This window comes from Teichococcus coralli, from assembly GCF_009829925.1.
GTDB lineage: Bacteria > Pseudomonadota > Alphaproteobacteria > Acetobacterales > Acetobacteraceae > Pseudoroseomonas > Pseudoroseomonas coralli.
The window spans coordinates 285,229-300,470 of the sequence record NZ_SNVJ01000002.1 but is presented as its reverse complement, the minus strand read 5'-3'; the positions used below and the strand labels follow the sequence as shown (position 1 = coordinate 300,470).

Below are 15,242 nucleotides of genomic sequence, written 5' to 3'. Positions count from 1 at the left end.
GGCATCGCCAGGGGCCGAGGGGCACAGTTGAAGGAGGCTTGGTGACCCGCTCAGGGGGAAGATCAGGTTCGAGAGGAGAACGATAAGCAAGAAAGCCGCAGCTTTGCCGCTTTGCCGCGCAAGTTCCGCGCCTTTCTGCTCTCCGCAACGTCGTTTGGTCCTTGCGGAAGCGGTTTTGTCCCTGAACACTGCGTTTCCTGCCGGTCTGCCATGCCGGCCTGACAACACAGGGAGAGCACCGTGTTCCGTTCCGTGCTTGCCGCCGCCGGCGGGGCCGCCGCCACTGCTGGGCTCGTTGTCGCCTCCATGCTGGTCTGCGCCAGCCCTGCGGCCGCGCAGTCTGCCCCTGCGCAGTCTGCGCCTGCGCAGTCCGCCTCCGAAACGTTGAACGCCATCCGCAGCCGGGGCACGCTGCTTTGCGGCGTGGCCGGGCAGGTGGCGGGCTTCAGCGCCCCCGACAGCCGCGGCGAGATGCGCGGGCTGGACGCGGATACCTGCCGCACCGTTGCGGCCGCCATCTTCGGCGACGCGAAGAAGGTGCGGTTCATCAACACGACCACGCAGAACCGCTTCACCGCCCTGCAATCGGGCGAGCTGGACATGCTGGCGCGCAACACCACCTGGACGCTCGGCCGCGAGGGAGCGCTCGGCCTGGAGTTCGCCTCGGTCAATTTCTATGACGGCCAGGGCTTCATCGTGAAGACGAGCTCCGGCGTCACCTCGGCGAAGCAGCTTGCCGGCGCCAGCATCTGCGTCCAGCCCGGCACCACCACCGAACTGAACCTGGCCGACTACTTCCGCACCCAGGGCCTGCAGTTCACGCCAGTGGTCATCGAGACGGTGGAAGAGGTGTACAAGGCGTTCATCGCCGGCCGCTGCGATGCCTACACCACCGACTCTTCCTCGCTCGCCGCCTTCCGGATGAGCCAGGGCCCGAATGCCAGCCAGTATCTGCTGCTGCCGGAGATCATCTCGAAGGAGCCGCTCGGCGCCGCGGTACGCAAGGGCGACTGGAAGTTCTTTGATGTTGTCCGCTGGACCCATTTCGCGACACTGATCGCGGAAGAGCTGGGCATCACCAGCAAGAACATCGACAGCTTCGCCGACAGCGACAACCCCGACGTGCAGCGCTTCATGGGCAAGACCGGCGACCTTGGGAAGATGCTCGGCCTGCAGCCGGACTGGGCCGTCAACGTCATCCGGCAGGTCGGCAACTTCGGCGAGATCTGGGAGCGCAACATCACGCCGATGGGCGTGCAGCGCGGCATCAACAACCTCTGGACCAAGGGCGGCCTGCAATACGCCCCGCCGATGCGCTGAGGGAGAAGGGCCGGGGAGGGGAGGCTACCCTTCCTCCGCCGCTCAGCCGCGGGGCGGGTGCGCGGCCAGGATGACGTCGAAGCGCTCCCGCCGCAGCCGCTCGTAGTGGCGGCGGTGGAAGCCGTCGATCTCGTCGAGCTTCGCCTCGGTGAGCGGCAGGAAGTCGTAGGTCTCGCTGCCGGCGATCCGCATCCGGTCGAAGCCCATGTTGCGGAAATGCTCGGGCGAGAAGGAGTTGCCGCGCTCGCCGATGTAGCGCCCGAAGGAGACGGTGGTCATCAGCCGGCTCAATCCGAGCTCCAGGCAGGCGATGCTCTTGGCCGCGTCCTGCGACGAAGCCTCGGTGGCGATGCTGAGTGGCCGGTAGAGCTCGAAGATCTGCCGGTGCGGCCTGTCGTTGTAGTCCAGGTCTCCGAGCAGCGCGTAATAAGGCGCGAGCCACTGCATGATCCGCAGCCAGGCGTGGCGCCGCAATCCGAAGCCCCAGTGGTGCTCCAGCGGGATGTACTTCACTTCCGGGCCGGGATAGTCGCGGCGGTGATCGCCATAGGCGGCGAAGTAGGCGACCCGATCGAAAGCGGCCGTGCGCAGGCGGAGCGCCTCCAGCGCGTACAGGTACCAGGGTCCAAGCTCCAGGTCGTCCTCGAAGAAGTAGCCGAGCTCCGCGCCCAGCTCCTCGAACACCAGCCGCTCGCCGCGCAGGATGTTGCGGGCCACTCCCAGGTTGTGCCTGCTTTCCCGCACCTGCCCTCGCGGGAAGTACCGGCGGAACACCGAGATGCTCTCGTCGATCGCCTGCGCATCGCCATGGCGCCGGCCCGTCCGCGCGGAGGTGGCGCCGTCCTGCAGCAGCCAGATTCTCCCCGGGTCGAAGCGCACGCCACGCTGGTCGGCGAGGGAGGCGCAGACACGTTCCAGATAGCCCGGCCGGTCGAAGGAATAGAGGATGATGGGCGTATCGATGTCGTGCATGCGGCTCACAGGGTCGGCGCGCGGCGGAATCCGGGGTCGGCCGGAGGATCGGCGAAATCCTCATCGATGGACTCGACGCGGGCAAGAGGAGGACCGGCGCGGCAGGCGGTCAGCAGGGCGCCCACAGCCGCCGCGTCGCCAGCCACCAGTGCCTCGACGCTGCCGTCGGCACAGTTGCGAACCCAGCCCTGCACGCCAAGACGCGTGGCTTCCCGCACCATCCAGTCCCGGTATCCGACACCATGCACCCGGCCGCGGATGCGGACCCGCTTGGCGTCCATCGTCATCTCCCTAGCGGCATGTCAGGCGCGGGCAAGCGCCAGAAGGCGCCCGGCGAGCTTCACATCCTTCACCACAGCCTCCTGCCGCGCCACTGCTTCCTCGTCCACGCCCCACAACTCCTGCTGAAAAGCCTCATCCAGGAAAGCCAGGCGGCAGGCCTCCTCCGCGTCCACCCTTTCCCGCGCCAGCGCCAGCCCCAGCACGACGCTGCCGAGGGCGGGCACGGCGACACCCAGCGCCGCCAGCTCCAGCACCGGCAACTCCGCCAGCGCGGCGCGCAACGCGGCCAGGGCTTCGGGCGCCTGCGCCACCGGCATGACCCCGGTGGTGGTCCGCATGGGAGCGTCAAGCTGCAGGGCGGCCCAGTCCAGCAGTGGCTGCCACGCCTCGGCCTGGCGGGCGGCCAGGGGTGGTTCCTGGGCGCGGTAGCAGAGCAGGTCGGTCTCGCCATATTTGGCGATCGCGGCGACGCTGGGCGCCGGGTCGGGCGCCATGCGCTCCAGGGCGGTGGTCACCACGCGGGTCAGCGGCACCTCTTCCAGCCGCATCTCGCCGCCCTGGGCACCGCCGGCCTCCTGCCATTCCAGGGCGATGGCCTCGGCCAGGGGAGCGCGCGGCAGCACCAGGCCTCCCCGGCCCGGCAGGCGCAGGGGGCGCCCATCCAGCAATACGGTGTAGCCGCCTTCTACCGGTGCGGCGGCAGCCCGGTCCCAGAAACGCTTCATGACCGGCTTATGTGGCGGCGGGATGGCTTCGCCAAGAGGGAGTCACTCCGACTCGTCGCGATCGTATTTCAGCATCTGCAAGCCCCTGAGGGTGGCGATGGTGGCGGCCGAGAGAACAACCGCCACGGCATAGGAGTGCAGCGCCGTGGCCACGCCGATGGCCCCCGTGACCCAGAGGCCCGCGGCGGTGGCCGTGCCATGCACCCGTTGCCCACTGCGAATGATGGCACCACCGCCGATGAAGCCGATCCCGGTGATCAGCCCTTCCATGACCCGCGCGGTGGCGCCGGCATCGCCGGAAATCAGCGGCTCGGCGGCCTGCAGGAAGCCGCAGGACGCCAGCGCCACCAGGGGGAAGGTGCGAATGCCCGCGCTCCGGTCGCTTCGCTCCCGGTCCCAGCCGATGGGAAAGGCCAAGGCATAGGCGATCAACAGATCGCGTGCCTGGCCGAGAAGGGTGGGTTCCTCCAGCACCATGCCGCCTCCGCCCTCTGCCGCAAACCAGGAATGCAGAACGGATTGCGCGGGCTGGGAGTTGCCGGACGACGATCTGGGGCGGTCCCGCCGCGCCGTGCTTCGCGGTATGGTTGAGCTTTCGTAAATCCGCCGGACGTGTAGATTAATCCGGCTGCAACACGACAGGCCGCGATGCGCAACGATTCGCTCAATATCGATGCCCTTTCCTCGCAGATCGACACCAAGGGGCCGGCCTACACCGCGCTGGCGGACACCATCTGGGGTTTCGCCGAGCTGCGCTTCGCCGAGCACCGTTCCGTCGCGGCGCAGATCGCCACATTGGAGGCCGAGGGCTTCCGCATCACCCGCAGCGTCGCCGGCCTGCCCACCGCCTTCATGGCCGAGGCGGGCGAGGGCGGCCCGGTGATCGGCTTCCTCGGCGAGTTCGACGCGCTGGCGGGCCTCTCGCAGCAGGCCGGCTCGGCCGAAGCCGCGCCGCTGGAGCCGGGCGGCAGCGGCCATGGCTGCGGCCACAACCTGCTCGGCGCCGGCGCGATGCTGGCCGCCGTCGCGGCCCGCGACAGCCTGGCCGCCGAGGGCCGCCCCGGCACCATCCGCTACTACGGCTGCCCTGGCGAGGAAGGCGGCTCGGGCAAGACCTTCATGGCGCGCGAAGGGGCCTTCAACGACCTGGATGCCGCCATCTGCTGGCATCCCGGTACCTATGCCGGCGTGATGTCCAGCCTCACGCTGGCCAATTTCCAGGTCTATTTCCGCTTCAAGGGCCGCCCCGCCCATGCCGCGGGCAGCCCGCATCTCGGCCGCTCGGCGCTCGACGCCGTCGAGATCATGAACATGGGCGTGAACTACCTGCGCGAGCATATCCCCTCGGACTGGCGGGTGCACTACGCCATCACCGATGCCGGCGGCGTCTCGCCCAACGTGGTGCAGGCGCAGGCCGAGGTGCTCTACCTCATCCGCGCGCCGAAGGTGGCGCAGGCGGAGTCGCTGTTCGCCCGCGTCCGCCGCTGCGCCGAGGGGGCGGCGCACATGACGGAGACGCAGCTCACCGTCAGCATCGACAAGGCCTGTTCCGAGGTGGTGCCCAACACGGTCCTGGAGATGACGATGCACGAAAACCTCCGCCGCATCGGCGCGCCGCGCTTCGACGCCGCGGACCTCGCCTTCGCCGAGGCGATCCGCGCCAGCCTGACGCCGGAGGACATCGAAAGCGGGGTGGAAAGCTTTGGCGCCCCGCCCGAGACCGGCGCGCAGGCCCTGCCGGAGGAGATTCTGCCCTTCGACGGCACCTCGCGCTTCAACGCCGGCTCGACCGACGTGGGCGACGTTTCCCGCATCGTGCCGACGGTGCAGTGCTGGGGCGCCAACTACGCCATCGGCACCCCCTTCCACACCTGGCAGATGGTGGCGCAGGGCAAGAGCCCGGCGGCGCACAAGGGCATGCTGCACGCCGCCAAGGCGATGGCCGCCACGGCGCTCGACGCCATGCGCGACCCCGAGCTGCTGGCCCGCGCCAAGGCCGAGCTGCAGCGCCGCACCGGCGGCAAGCCTTACACCTGCCCCATTCCGCCCGAGGTGAAGGCGCCACCGCTGCGCGCGGCCCGGAGCGCCTGACATGCTGGCCGGCGGACTGGACTCGCACCTTCTGTCGGCCACCTTCCCCGCCGTGACGATCTGCCCGGCGGGCGAGGGGCACCTGGCGGGCATCAGCGCCATCTTCAACGAGGTGGTGGCCACCAGCACCGCGGTCTACACCGAGCAGCCCGAGACGCTGGAGCAGCGCCTCCAATGGTGGCGCCAGCGCCGCGCGCGAGGCTTCCCGGTGCTGGTGGCGCTCGGGTGCCACGACAGCGACGTGCTCGGCTTCGCCAGCTTCGCCGAGTTCCGGGGCAACTGGCCCGGTTTCCGCCATACCGTCGAGCATTCCGTGCATATCCGCACGGATACGCGGGGACGAGGCGTGGGCTGCGCGCTTGTCACGGCGCTGGAGCATGAGGCGCGCATGCTCGACAAGCATGTGATGGTGGCGTCGGTGGACGCGGCGAACGCGCCCTCGTTGCGGATGCACGAGAAGCTCGGCTTCCAGCGCGTCGCCCTGATGCCGCAGGTCGGCTGCAAGTTCGGCCAGTGGCTCGACCTCGTGCTGCTGCAGAAGCGGCTGGGCGACACGCCGCCGCGCTGAGGCCCCCCTCCGCCTACCGCACCTCCGGCACCTTGGCCCAGACCCATGCGAGATTGGCGGCCAGCAGCACGGCGGTGACAAGAAACACCCAGTTCAGGCCCAGCGTGGCCGCGATGGCGCCGCCCGAGAGCGGCCCGAGCGACTGCCCCAGGAACATCGCCGAGGCGGTGACGCCATAGACCGAACCCCGGTCCCCTGCGGGCGCCAGGCGGCCGACCAGCGCATTGGCGGTGGGCAGGATGCCGCCGATGAACAGCCCCAGCGCGAAGCGCGCCGCGACGAAGCTCCAGTAGTCCGGAACGAAGGCCTGCGGCGCGCTGGCCAGGGCGGCGCCGCCCAGAGCGATCAGCAGCACGCGGCGATAGCCCAGGACGTCCGACCGGCGGCCCAGGAAGGGGGAGGCGATCAGGTCCGCCACGCCCGTCACGGAAAAGGCGAGCCCGCCCAGGGTGGCCAGGGCGGGCACCGGGCCGGCCAGTTGCTGCACATAGAGCGTCACCACCGGCTGCACCGCCTGCACGCCGAACTGCGCGAGCAGCAGCACGACAAACAGCGGCAGCAGCCCCGGCGAGCGCGCCAGGATCGCGAAGCTCTGGAGCAGCGACGCCTTGCTGGCACCCGCCTTGGGCGGGCTGAACCGCTCCTTCACCAGGACCAGCGCCAGAACGCCGCACAGCGCGCATATGCCGGAGGTGAACACGAAAGGCATCCGGTAGGAGCCGGTGACGTCGGCGACGAAGCCGCCCAGAAGCGGCCCGATCAGCGTGCCCACGAGCTGCCCGGTGCTGAGCCAGCCCAGCGAGTAGCCCAGGCGATTGGGCGGCACCTGGCTCGCGACCAGCGAGATGGTCGCCGCGTTGAACCCGGCGAAGACGCCCATCAGGGCGCGCAGCCCCATGAACTGCCAGACATTGGCGGCCAGGCTCATCAGGCCGATGAAGAGGGCGATGGCGAAGCAGGAGCGCAGCACCATCAGCTTGCGGCCCCGCCGGTCCGCCACCCGGCCCCAGAGCGGGGAGGCGAAGGCGGCGACCAGCGGCGTCACCGTCGAAAGCACGCCGGCCCACATGTTGACCGCCGCCTCCCCGCGCACTCCCAGCTCGGGCAGGAAGAGCGGCATCACCGGGCTCAGCACGGTGAAGCCCATATTCATGCCGAGCTGGATGCCGATCATCAGGAACAGGGTGCGCTGCCAGTTGGGCGCGGCGGCTTCGGCGGGGGGCGCTTCCGGCGCGGGACTCCGCGGGGCGTCGGCCCCTCTGGCATCAGCGTTCATCGCTTCTGCTTCCGCCCGGGCCGGCGGAAAGTAAAGCGGCCACGCATCAGGTCGGGAGAGGGCCGGCGGCATGGCCGTCCGCCCCGCCAGCGAGAACCTGGCAGCGAAGCGGAGCCGGGGGAGGCGCCTCCCCCGGCCTCGCGTCAGCTTCCCCGCTTCGCCTCGCGGCGGCGGCGGTGGAGGATGAACTCGGTATAGCCGTTGGGCTGCTTCGCGCCCTCGAAGACGAGGTCGCACGCGGCCTGGAAGGCCGGCCCCTCGAAGCCGGGTGCCATCGGGGTGTAGGCGGGGTCGGTGGCGTTCTGCTGGTCCACCACGGCCGCCATGCGGCGCAGCGTGTCGCGCACCTGCGACTCGCTGACGATGCCATGGCGCAGCCAGTTGGCGATGTGCTGGGCGGAGATGCGCAGGGTCGCGCGGTCCTCCATCAGGCCGATATCATTGATGTCCGGCACCTTCGAGCAGCCGACGCCCTGGTCCACCCAGCGCACGACATAGCCGAGGATGCCCTGGCAGTTGTTGTCCAGTTCCGCCTGCACGTCGGCCGGCGACCAGTTGCTGTCGCTCAGCGGGATGGTCAGCAGGTCGTCGAGCTTCGCGCGCGGGCCACCCTTGGCGATCTCGGCCTGCCGGGCGGCGACGTCCACCGCGTGGTAGTGCAGCGCGTGCAGCGTGGCGGCGGTGGGGGAGGGCACCCAGGCGGTGCTGGCGCCGGCCCTGGGGTGGCCGATCTTCTGCGCCAGCATGTCGGCCATCCGGTCCGGCGCCGCCCACATGCCCTTGCCGATCTGGGATTTGCCGCGCAGCCCGCAGCCCAGGCCGGCATCGACGTTCCAGTCCTCGTAGGCCTTGATCCAGGCGGCGCCCTTCATGTCGTTCTTGCGCAGCACCGGGCCGGCTTCCATGTCGGTGTGGATCTCGTCGCCGGTGCGGTCGAGGAAGCCGGTGTTGATGAAGGCGACGCGCCCCTTGGCGGCGGCGATGCAGGCGCGGAGGTTGACGGTGGTGCGTCGCTCCTCGTCCATGATGCCCATCTTGAGCGTGTTCCGCTCCAGGCCGAAGGCGTCCTCGATGCGGCCGAAGAGCTCATCCGCCCAGGCCACCTCCTTCGGCCCGTGCATCTTCGGCTTCACGATGTAGACGCTGCCGGCGCGGCTGTTCATCCGCCGGCCCTTGATGTCGTGCAGCGCGATGGCGACGGTGGTGAGCGCGTCGAGGATGGTCTCCGGCGTCTCCTTGCCGCCCAGCGTCACGGCGTCGGTCATCATGTGGTGGCCGACGTTGCGCACCAGCATCAGGCTGCGGCCAGGCAGCGTCAGCGTGCCGCCCTCGGGGGTGGTGTAGCTGCGGTCCGGGTTCAGGCGACGGGTGAGGGTGCGGCCGTCCTTCTCGAAGCTGGCCTCCAGGTCGCCCCTCATCAGCCCGAGCCAGGCGCGGTAGACCGCCACCTTGTCCTCGGCATCCACCGCGGCGACCGAATCCTCGCAGTCCATGATGGTGGAGACGGCGGATTCCAGCAGCACGTCGGCGATGCCGGCCGGGTCCTCGCGGCCGATCGGGTGCGCCTTGTCGAGCTTGACCTCCAGGTGGAGGCCGTGGTTGCGCAGCAGGATGGCGGTGGGTGCCTCCGGCGTGCCGGTGAAGCCCGCGAACTGCGCGGAGTCCCGCAGCGCCGTGGCACCGCCCTCCATCAGCGCCACCACCAGCACCCCGGCGACCACGCTGAGCCCCCCCACATCCGCCCAGGAGCCGCCGATCAGCGGCGCGGCCTCGTCGAGCAGGGCGCGGGCGCGGGCGATCACCTTTTCGCCGCGGGCGCGGTTGAAGCCGCCCTTGCCCCCTGCGCCCCGCGCCAGGTCGCCGTCCTCGGGGATGGCATCGGTGCCGTAGAGCGCATCATAGAGGCTGCCCCAGCGGGCGTTGCCGGCGTTCAGCGCGTAGCGGGCGTTGTTCACCGGCACCACGAGCTGCGGTCCGGCGATGCTGGCGATCTCCGGGTCCACATTGGCGGTGGTGACACCGACCGCGCCGGGATCGGGCAGAAGGTAGCCGATCTCCTCCAGGAAGGCGCGGTAGGCGGCGCGATCCACCGGTCTGGCCGGGTGCTTGCGGTGCCAGTCGTCGAGCCTGGCCTGCAGCCTGTCGCGCTCGGCCAGCAATTCGGCGTTGCGCGGCGCCATCTCGGCCAGGATGGCGCGGTAGGCGTCCCAGAAGGTTTCCGGCGCGATGCCCGTGCCCGGCAGCGCCTCGCCTTCAATGAAGGCCTTCAGCGGCGGTGCCACGTCCAGCGCCCTGGTCCTTCGCTTATCGGCCATCGGTCTCTCCCTGCCGCATCCGGCCGGCAGTTAACCCGCAAATGGCGGTGGAAGCCACAGGGGCAGGCCGGGCAGGGGATTGCCGTCGCGGCGCAACGGGTGGACCCTCGGCCCGTCGAAGCTGTTCGAGGACCGTCCCGATGCCGATCTCCTGCACGCCGCCGCCCTTCACCACCCAGCACTGGCAGGTGACCAAGCCGGCCGCGCGCGGCGCCCGGGGCATCGTCGCCAGCCAGAGCCGGGCGGCCGCAGAGGCGGGGGTGGCGGTGCTGGAGGCCGGCGGCAACGCGGCGGACGCGGCCGTCGCCACCGCCTTTGCGCTCGCCAGCATGGAACCCTGGAACTCCGGCCTTGGCGGCATCGGCTTCGCGGTGGTGCACAAGGCCGGCAGCCCGAACGCCGAGCTGGTGGATTTCGGCCCCGTCGCCCCGGCCGCCAGCAACCCGGCCGACTACCCGATGACCGGCAGGATGAAGCAGGACCTCTTCGCCTGGCCGGAGGTGGAGGGCGACCGCAACATCCATGGCCCGCTCTCCTTCGCCATCCCGTCCTCGGTTGCGGGATACGCCACCCTGGCCGAGCGCTTCGGCAGCGGCATCCCGCTGGCCGAGCTGCTGGGCCCGGCCATCGCCCTGGCGCGGCGCGGCCTGGCGCAGGACTGGTACACCACGCTGAAGGTGGCGAACTCCGCCAAGGTGCTGAAGCTCTATCCGGAGAGCGCGCGCATCTACCTGCCGGACGGGCTGCCGCCGGTCGCCCCCTACCAGGGTGCGCCGGGCTTCTTCACCCAGGGCCGCCTGCCCGAGACGCTGGAGCGCCTGCGCGACGCCGGCTGGCGCGACTTCTACGAAGGCGAGATCGCCGCCTCCATCGCCGCCGACGTGAAGGCGATGGGCGGCCGCCTCTCCGCCGCGGATCTGCGCGACTGCCAGGCTCGCATCCGGCCGGCGCTGTCGATCCCCTGGCGGGATGGCATCACCCTGCAAGGTGCCGGCGGTCTGACGGCGGCGCCCACCCTGGCGCGCGTGGTGGAGGAGATGGCGCGGTTCGACGCCCCCTTGAGGCCCGACGCCGCCTGGTTCAGCGCGCTCGCCCGCACCATGCGCAACGCCTATGCCGAGCGGCTGGAAGGGCTGGGCGCCGCCAGCACCCCGCCCGAGCCCTCCGAGACCTGCACCACCCACCTGACGGTGGTGGACGCCGCGGGCAACATGGTGGCGATGACCACCACACTGCTCTCCTCCATGGGCAGCCGCGTGGTGCTTCCGGGCACGGGCGTGCTGATGAACAACGGCATGATGTGGTTCGACCCGCAGCCGGGCTCGGCCAATGCCATCCGCCCCGGTGCCCGGCCGCTGTGCAACATGTGCCCGGTGACGGTCTCGGACGGGAAAGGGCCGGTGATGGCGCTGGGCGCCTCGGGCGGGCGGCGCATCCTGGCCTCGGTGTACCAGATGCTGGCCTTCAGCCTGGATTTCGGCATGGACCCGGTGGCGGCGGCGCACCACCCGCGCATCGATGTTTCCGGCCCGGAGGGCGCCACCGCCGATCGCCGCCTGCCGGCCGACGTGCTGGCGGCGCTGGAGGCGCAGGGCAGGCTGGCGGTGGTGGAGCACGCCGTGCTGCCGGTGAACTTCGCCTGCCCCAACCTGATCCGGAAGGAGGCCGAAGGCTTCGCCGGCATCAGCGACGTGATGACGCCCTGGTCGGCCGCCATCGCGGCGCACTGACGGTCCGGCGCGGGGAGGGCGCAGCCTTCCCCGCTTCAGGCGCCGGGCGCGGCCGCTGCCAGGCCCAGCCGCGCGCTCATGGCCGCCCAGTTCGGCGGCGCCAGCAGGTCGGCCAGCGTCCTGCCGTCCAGCACGGCCATGAAGGCGCCGAGCGCCTCCCCCAGCAGGGATTGCAGCCGGCAGGCATTCACCAGCGCGCAGCCCGCGCCCTCCGCCGACTGGAAGCAGGCCACCAGCGCCATGTCCTCCTCGGTGAAGCGCACCACGTCGCCGACGCGGATCTGCTCCGGCGGCCGCGCCAGTTGCAGTCCGCCACCGCGCCCGCGCACCGTCTCGATGAAGCCGCCGCGGCCAAGGTTGTGCACCACCTTCACCAGATGGTTTTCCGAAATGCGGTGCGCCGCCGCGATCTCCCGGATGGAGACGCGGCGCCCCGGCCGCAGGCCGAGATAGATCAGCGCGCGCAGGGCGTAATCGGTGTGCAGGGTCAGGCGCATTGAGAAGATGTAGCGCCTTTACATCTTTTCGCCAGGGTGCCTATAAGGTGCATCGTTCATACACCTTATGGAGCGGATGATGCCCCGCCAGCTCAGCGACACGACGGTTTCCCTGGTGAAGGCGACGGTGCCGGCGTTGCAGGCCCATGGCCTCGCCATCACGCGCCGCATGTACGAGCGGATGTTCCGGAACGAGGCGATCCGCGACCTGTTCAACCAGTCCCACCACGGAGAGACGGGCTCGCAGCCCAAGGCCCTGGCGAACGCCGTGCTGGCTTATGCGCAGAACATCGACAACCTCGGCGTGCTGACCGCGGCGGTGGAGCGGATCGCGCAGAAGCATGTCGGGCTGAACATCCTGCCCGAGCACTATCCCTACGTGGCCGAGGCGCTGCTCGGCGCCATCCGGGACGTGCTGGGCGATGCGGCGACGCCGCAGATCCTCGAAGCCTGGGGCGAAGCCTACTGGTTCCTCGCCGATGTGCTGATCGGGCGTGAGGCGCAGATCTACGCGGAGCACGCCGCCGCCCCCGGCGGCTGGGCCGGCTGGCGCGACTTCGTGGTGCGGGAGAAGGTGCGGGAGAGCGAAACCATCGCCTCCTTCATCCTGGCCCCCGCCGATGGCGGCGCCGTGCTGCGGCACCGGCCGGGTCAGTACCTGACCTTCTGGCTGGAAGTTCCCGGCCATGCGCCGCTGAAGCGCAACTACAGCATTTCCTCCGCGCCGGACAGCCGGCAATACCGCATCACCGTGAAGCGGGAGCCGATGGGCCTGGCCTCCAACTGGCTGCACGATGCGGTGCAGCCTGGCGCCCGGCTCAAGGTTGCCGCCCCGGCCGGCGAGTTCGTGCTGCCGGAGGGGGCGGAGCGCCCGGTGGTGCTGCTGAGCGGCGGCGTTGGCCAGACCCCGCTGATGAGCATGCTGGAAGCCCTTGCGGCGGCGCCCCGGGCGAGGCCTGTGCAGTTCGTGCATGGCACGCTGTCCGGTGCGACGCACGCCCTCGGCGCGCGGGCGAAGGCGCTGGCCGCCGCCTCGGGCGGCGCCATCCGCACGGTCGCCTTCTACGAATGCCCGCGGCCACAGGACGCGAGGGGCGCCACCTTCGACCTGGAGGGGCGCATCACCATGGATTGGCTGCGCGACAACACGCCGCTCGCCGAGGCCGACCACTTCCTGTGTGGCCCACGGCCCTTCCTCTCCGCCTTCGTGGGCGGGCTGCGGCAGGCCGGCGTGCCGGCCGGCCGGATCCACTACGAGTTCTTCGGGCCCGCCGACGAGCTGCTCGCCGCCTGACATCCCCCTGGCCCCGGAGGCGCGCGCCTCCGGGGCCTTCCGCCGGTCAGGCCGTGGCGAGCAGCACCACGCCGGCCGAGATCAGCCCGATGGCGGCGAGCTTCTGCAGCCCGAGCGCCTCCCCGAAGGCGAAATGCCCGATCAGCGCGACGATGATGTAGGAGGCGGCCGTGCAGGGCAGCGCCACGCTCATCGGCAGCTTGCGGAGGGCGACGATGTAGAGCATCGCCGCGCCGCCGTAGAAGCCGAGGCCGACGATGGTCTGCCAGCGGAACAGCTGGTGCAGGAAGTTTCCGCCGCCAAGCGTGCCCGCCTTCAGCAGGATCTGCCCGCAGAGCGAGGTGCAGATGGCGGCGGCGAGCACCAGCCAGGAGAGCATCATGCGTCCGGCGCCTGCTGCGGCCGGACCAGGGCCTCCTCCTGCGGCGCGCCGGTGCCGACGACCTCGCGCACCACCCCCTGCGGCTTGCCGTTGGCCGAAAGGAACGCGCGGCCGACATACTCGCCAAGCACGCCCAGGATCAGGAACTGCACCCCGGCCAGCAGCAGCATCATCGTCATCATCGAGGCCCAGCCGGACGGCGTGTCCTGCGTCAGGGCCTCGATGATGGTGAACGCGGCCCCCACCATGCCGAGCACGCCCATGCCGACCCCGGCGAACATCGCCAGCCGCAGCGGCAGGAGGGAGAAGTTGGTGGCGAGGTTGAGCCAGAGCCGGATCAGCCGGCGCAGCGTGTAGTTGGAACGGCCTTGCGCGCGCGCCAGGTGCATCACCTCGATGCTGTCGATGCGCTGCGTCACCTGCATGATCAGCCCGTCCACGTAGGGATAAGGGCCGGCGTAGCGCGCGACCTCCCGCGCCACGAGCGCCGACATGCAGCGGAAGGAGGAGAGATAGAGCCCCTTCGGCTTGTCCATCAGCTGGTCCGCCACCCAGTTGGCGAAGCGGGAGCCGAGATTGCGCCAGGGCTCGTGCTTCTTTTCGCCGTAGCGGGTATAGACCACGTCCCAGCCACCCAGCCGGGCATGGTCGTAGAGCCGCACAACCTCCTCCGGCGGGTTCTGCAGGTCGTCATCCATGGTGATGACGTAGCGCCCGCGCACATGCCGGAGCCCGGTCATGACGGCGTTGTGCTCGCCGAAGTTGCGGGCATGCTCGACATAGGTCAGCGGCACGGAGGCGCTGGCGGCGAGCGCGCGGCAGACCTCGCCGCTGTTGTCGGGGCTGCCGTCGTTGACGAGCACGATCTCGAGGCCGCCCGCGGGCTTCAGGGCGGAGAGCGCCGCAACCAGCTGGCCCACCGTGTCCGCGCCGCGATAGACCGGCACGACGATGGACAGGCCGATGGCGGCGGCGGGCTCGGGTGGAGAGAGAAACGTCATCTGCGGGATTCTCTACGGAACGGGTGCAGCCGTTTGCGGGCGGAAAGCGACGGCGAGCACCGATCCGCCCGCTGGAAAGCCCAGGCCGCGGCGGGCCAGGGCGGCCTCCATCTCGGTGGTCCGGAACAGCAGGGAATCGAGCCAGGGCCGAAACACGGCGACGTCGCTGGCGGCGTCTTTGCCGCGTGCGAGCAGTTTGCGCTGCGCCACCATCAACGGCAACAACAGGCTGTTCCAGTAGCCTACCTGGATAGGGGTCAGCCCCGCGCCATCCAGCAGCGCGCGGGCCTCCCGCGCCGTGTAGCGGCGGGAATTGTGCACGCGGCGGTCATGCGCGGAGTGCAGCCAGCGGAAGGCCGGCAGGTTCAGCACCAGCAGCCCGCCCGGCTGCAGGACGCGCCGCATCTCGGCCAGCGCCCTCGACTGGTCCACCGCATGGTGGCAGAGCACGTCGAGGCTGGTCACCGCGGCGAAGGCGGCATCAGGAAAGGGCAGGGCGGCGGCGTCCCCCGCCGCGACGGCGGCGCCGGACTTCGTGGCCGCGCGGCGCGCGGCGCGCGGGTTGTATTCCAGCCCGTGCAGCGCCTGGCCGGGAAAGGCCTGCGCCAAGTGGCGGAGCAGGCCGCCCGTGCCGCAGCCGACATCGAGCCACGGTCCCGCAGGCGCCGCCCCGGTGCGCAGCATCGCTTCGATTCGGGTGCGGAGGGCGCGGTACCACCACATTCCTTCCTCAGCCGAATCCATCAGGTCGTATTCGAGAGGATCCACAACATTGCTTGTGGCAGCGCC

At 70.5% G+C, this 15,242-nt stretch carries 15 protein-coding genes; 5 read left to right on the top strand and 10 right to left on the bottom strand.

Annotation, left to right across the window (positions count from 1 at the left end; genetic code table 11):
• The first annotated feature begins 240 nt into the window (after positions 1 to 240).
• Entirely contained in the window at positions 241 to 1,320 is a 1,080-nt protein-coding gene (locus E0493_RS03470) for an amino acid ABC transporter substrate-binding protein (RefSeq protein WP_160935514.1), read from the top strand.
• Positions 1,321 to 1,362: 42 nt separating this feature from the next.
• Here the strand turns inward: E0493_RS03470 and E0493_RS03465 are convergent, their stop codons facing one another.
• Genes E0493_RS03465 through E0493_RS03450 form a run of 4 tightly spaced genes read right to left on the bottom strand, consistent with a single transcriptional unit; the run spans position 1,363 to position 3,776 of the window.
• Positions 1,363 to 2,292: a glycosyltransferase family protein gene (locus E0493_RS03465; RefSeq protein WP_160935513.1), complete on the bottom strand. Its 930-nt coding sequence runs from the start codon at positions 2,290 to 2,292 to the stop codon at positions 1,363 to 1,365.
• Between the two features lie 5 nt (positions 2,293 to 2,297).
• Complete coding sequence (locus E0493_RS03460) at positions 2,298 to 2,573, bottom strand: acylphosphatase (RefSeq protein WP_160935512.1); 276 nt, start codon at positions 2,571 to 2,573, stop codon at positions 2,298 to 2,300.
• Positions 2,574 to 2,594: 21 nt separating this feature from the next.
• A complete protein-coding gene (locus tag E0493_RS03455) occupies positions 2,595 to 3,299 on the bottom strand; it encodes an ATP12 family chaperone protein (RefSeq protein ID WP_160935511.1) in 705 nt (234 codons plus the stop codon).
• A gap of 42 nt (positions 3,300 to 3,341) precedes the next feature.
• A complete protein-coding gene (locus tag E0493_RS03450; protein ID WP_160935510.1) occupies positions 3,342 to 3,776 on the bottom strand; it encodes an MgtC/SapB family protein in 435 nt (144 codons plus the stop codon).
• Positions 3,777 to 3,947: 171 nt separating this feature from the next.
• Between E0493_RS03450 and E0493_RS03445 the strand changes: the two genes are divergently transcribed.
• Both E0493_RS03445 and E0493_RS03440 read left to right on the top strand, forming a co-directional pair.
• Positions 3,948 to 5,390 (top strand): M20 family metallopeptidase, encoded by a 1,443-nt coding sequence (locus E0493_RS03445; RefSeq protein ID WP_160935509.1) that lies wholly within the window; start codon positions 3,948 to 3,950, stop codon positions 5,388 to 5,390.
• Position 5,391: 1 nt separating this feature from the next.
• Positions 5,392 to 5,958 (top strand): GNAT family N-acetyltransferase, encoded by a 567-nt coding sequence (locus E0493_RS03440; protein WP_160935508.1) that lies wholly within the window; start codon positions 5,392 to 5,394, stop codon positions 5,956 to 5,958.
• Between the two features lie 13 nt (positions 5,959 to 5,971).
• On the opposite strand, the gene E0493_RS03435 is transcribed toward E0493_RS03440, so the two are convergent.
• On the bottom strand, positions 5,972 to 7,234 hold the full coding sequence (locus E0493_RS03435) for an MFS transporter (RefSeq protein WP_160935507.1): 1,263 nt from the start codon (positions 7,232 to 7,234) through the stop codon (positions 5,972 to 5,974).
• Positions 7,235 to 7,377: 143 nt separating this feature from the next.
• The gene (locus E0493_RS03430; protein ID WP_160935506.1) at positions 7,378 to 9,549 is read right to left on the bottom strand and encodes a malate synthase G; all 2,172 of its coding nucleotides are present in this window, start codon (positions 9,547 to 9,549) and stop codon (positions 7,378 to 7,380) included.
• 140 nt (positions 9,550 to 9,689) lie between these two features.
• Here E0493_RS03430 and E0493_RS03425 point away from each other — a divergent pair, with 140 nt between their 5' ends.
• The gene (locus tag E0493_RS03425) at positions 9,690 to 11,279 is read left to right on the top strand and encodes a gamma-glutamyltransferase (RefSeq protein WP_160935505.1); all 1,590 of its coding nucleotides are present in this window, start codon (positions 9,690 to 9,692) and stop codon (positions 11,277 to 11,279) included.
• 35 nt (positions 11,280 to 11,314) lie between these two features.
• Here the strand turns inward: E0493_RS03425 and E0493_RS03420 are convergent, their stop codons facing one another.
• Positions 11,315 to 11,776 carry an RrF2 family transcriptional regulator gene (locus tag E0493_RS03420; protein ID WP_160935504.1) on the bottom strand — a complete coding sequence of 154 codons (462 nt, stop codon included), beginning with the start codon at positions 11,774 to 11,776 and terminating at the stop codon, positions 11,315 to 11,317.
• Positions 11,777 to 11,855: 79 nt separating this feature from the next.
• Here E0493_RS03420 and hmpA point away from each other — a divergent pair, with 79 nt between their 5' ends.
• A complete protein-coding gene (gene hmpA / locus E0493_RS03415) occupies positions 11,856 to 13,070 on the top strand; it encodes an NO-inducible flavohemoprotein (RefSeq protein ID WP_160935503.1) in 1,215 nt (404 codons plus the stop codon).
• A gap of 46 nt (positions 13,071 to 13,116) precedes the next feature.
• On the opposite strand, the gene E0493_RS03410 is transcribed toward hmpA, so the two are convergent.
• From E0493_RS03410 to E0493_RS03400, 3 genes are read right to left on the bottom strand one after another with little or no spacing between them, the layout of a single operon-like run.
• Positions 13,117 to 13,452, bottom strand: coding sequence for a DMT family transporter (locus E0493_RS03410; protein WP_160935502.1), 336 nt, complete (start codon positions 13,450 to 13,452; stop codon positions 13,117 to 13,119).
• Positions 13,449 to 14,453, bottom strand: a complete 1,005-nt coding sequence (locus tag E0493_RS03405; protein ID WP_160935501.1) for a glycosyltransferase family 2 protein — start codon at positions 14,451 to 14,453, stop codon at positions 13,449 to 13,451. The genes E0493_RS03410 and E0493_RS03405 overlap by 4 nt, the downstream gene beginning before the upstream one ends.
• A 12-nt stretch (positions 14,454 to 14,465) precedes the next feature.
• Entirely contained in the window at positions 14,466 to 15,197 is a 732-nt protein-coding gene (locus E0493_RS03400) for a class I SAM-dependent methyltransferase (protein ID WP_202396876.1), read from the bottom strand.
• Positions 15,198 to 15,242 lie beyond the last annotated feature (45 nt).

Excerpts from the sequence above, each read along its gene's own strand:
- E0493_RS03445 (WP_160935509.1), top strand. The coding sequence starts at position 3,948 with ATGCGCAACGATTCGCTCAATATCGATGCCCTTTCCTCGCAGATCGAC.
- hmpA (WP_160935503.1), top strand. The coding sequence starts at position 11,856 with ATGCCCCGCCAGCTCAGCGACACGACGGTTTCCCTGGTGAAGGCGACG.
- E0493_RS03465 (WP_160935513.1), bottom strand. The coding sequence starts at position 2,292 with ATGCACGACATCGATACGCCCATCATCCTCTATTCCTTCGACCGGCCG.
- E0493_RS03400 (WP_202396876.1), bottom strand. The coding sequence starts at position 15,197 with ATGGATTCGGCTGAGGAAGGAATGTGGTGGTACCGCGCCCTCCGCACC.
- E0493_RS03435 (WP_160935507.1), bottom strand. The coding sequence starts at position 7,234 with ATGAACGCTGATGCCAGAGGGGCCGACGCCCCGCGGAGTCCCGCGCCG.
- E0493_RS03450 (WP_160935510.1), bottom strand. The coding sequence starts at position 3,776 with ATGGTGCTGGAGGAACCCACCCTTCTCGGCCAGGCACGCGATCTGTTG.
- E0493_RS03405 (WP_160935501.1), bottom strand. The coding sequence starts at position 14,453 with ATGACGTTTCTCTCTCCACCCGAGCCCGCCGCCGCCATCGGCCTGTCC.
- E0493_RS03460 (WP_160935512.1), bottom strand. The coding sequence starts at position 2,573 with ATGGACGCCAAGCGGGTCCGCATCCGCGGCCGGGTGCATGGTGTCGGA.
- E0493_RS03425 (WP_160935505.1), top strand. The coding sequence starts at position 9,690 with ATGCCGATCTCCTGCACGCCGCCGCCCTTCACCACCCAGCACTGGCAG.
- E0493_RS03410 (WP_160935502.1), bottom strand. The coding sequence starts at position 13,452 with ATGATGCTCTCCTGGCTGGTGCTCGCCGCCGCCATCTGCACCTCGCTC.
- E0493_RS03455 (WP_160935511.1), bottom strand. The coding sequence starts at position 3,299 with ATGAAGCGTTTCTGGGACCGGGCTGCCGCCGCACCGGTAGAAGGCGGC.
- E0493_RS03420 (WP_160935504.1), bottom strand. The coding sequence starts at position 11,776 with ATGCGCCTGACCCTGCACACCGATTACGCCCTGCGCGCGCTGATCTAT.
- E0493_RS03440 (WP_160935508.1), top strand. The coding sequence starts at position 5,392 with ATGCTGGCCGGCGGACTGGACTCGCACCTTCTGTCGGCCACCTTCCCC.
- E0493_RS03430 (WP_160935506.1), bottom strand. The coding sequence starts at position 9,549 with ATGGCCGATAAGCGAAGGACCAGGGCGCTGGACGTGGCACCGCCGCTG.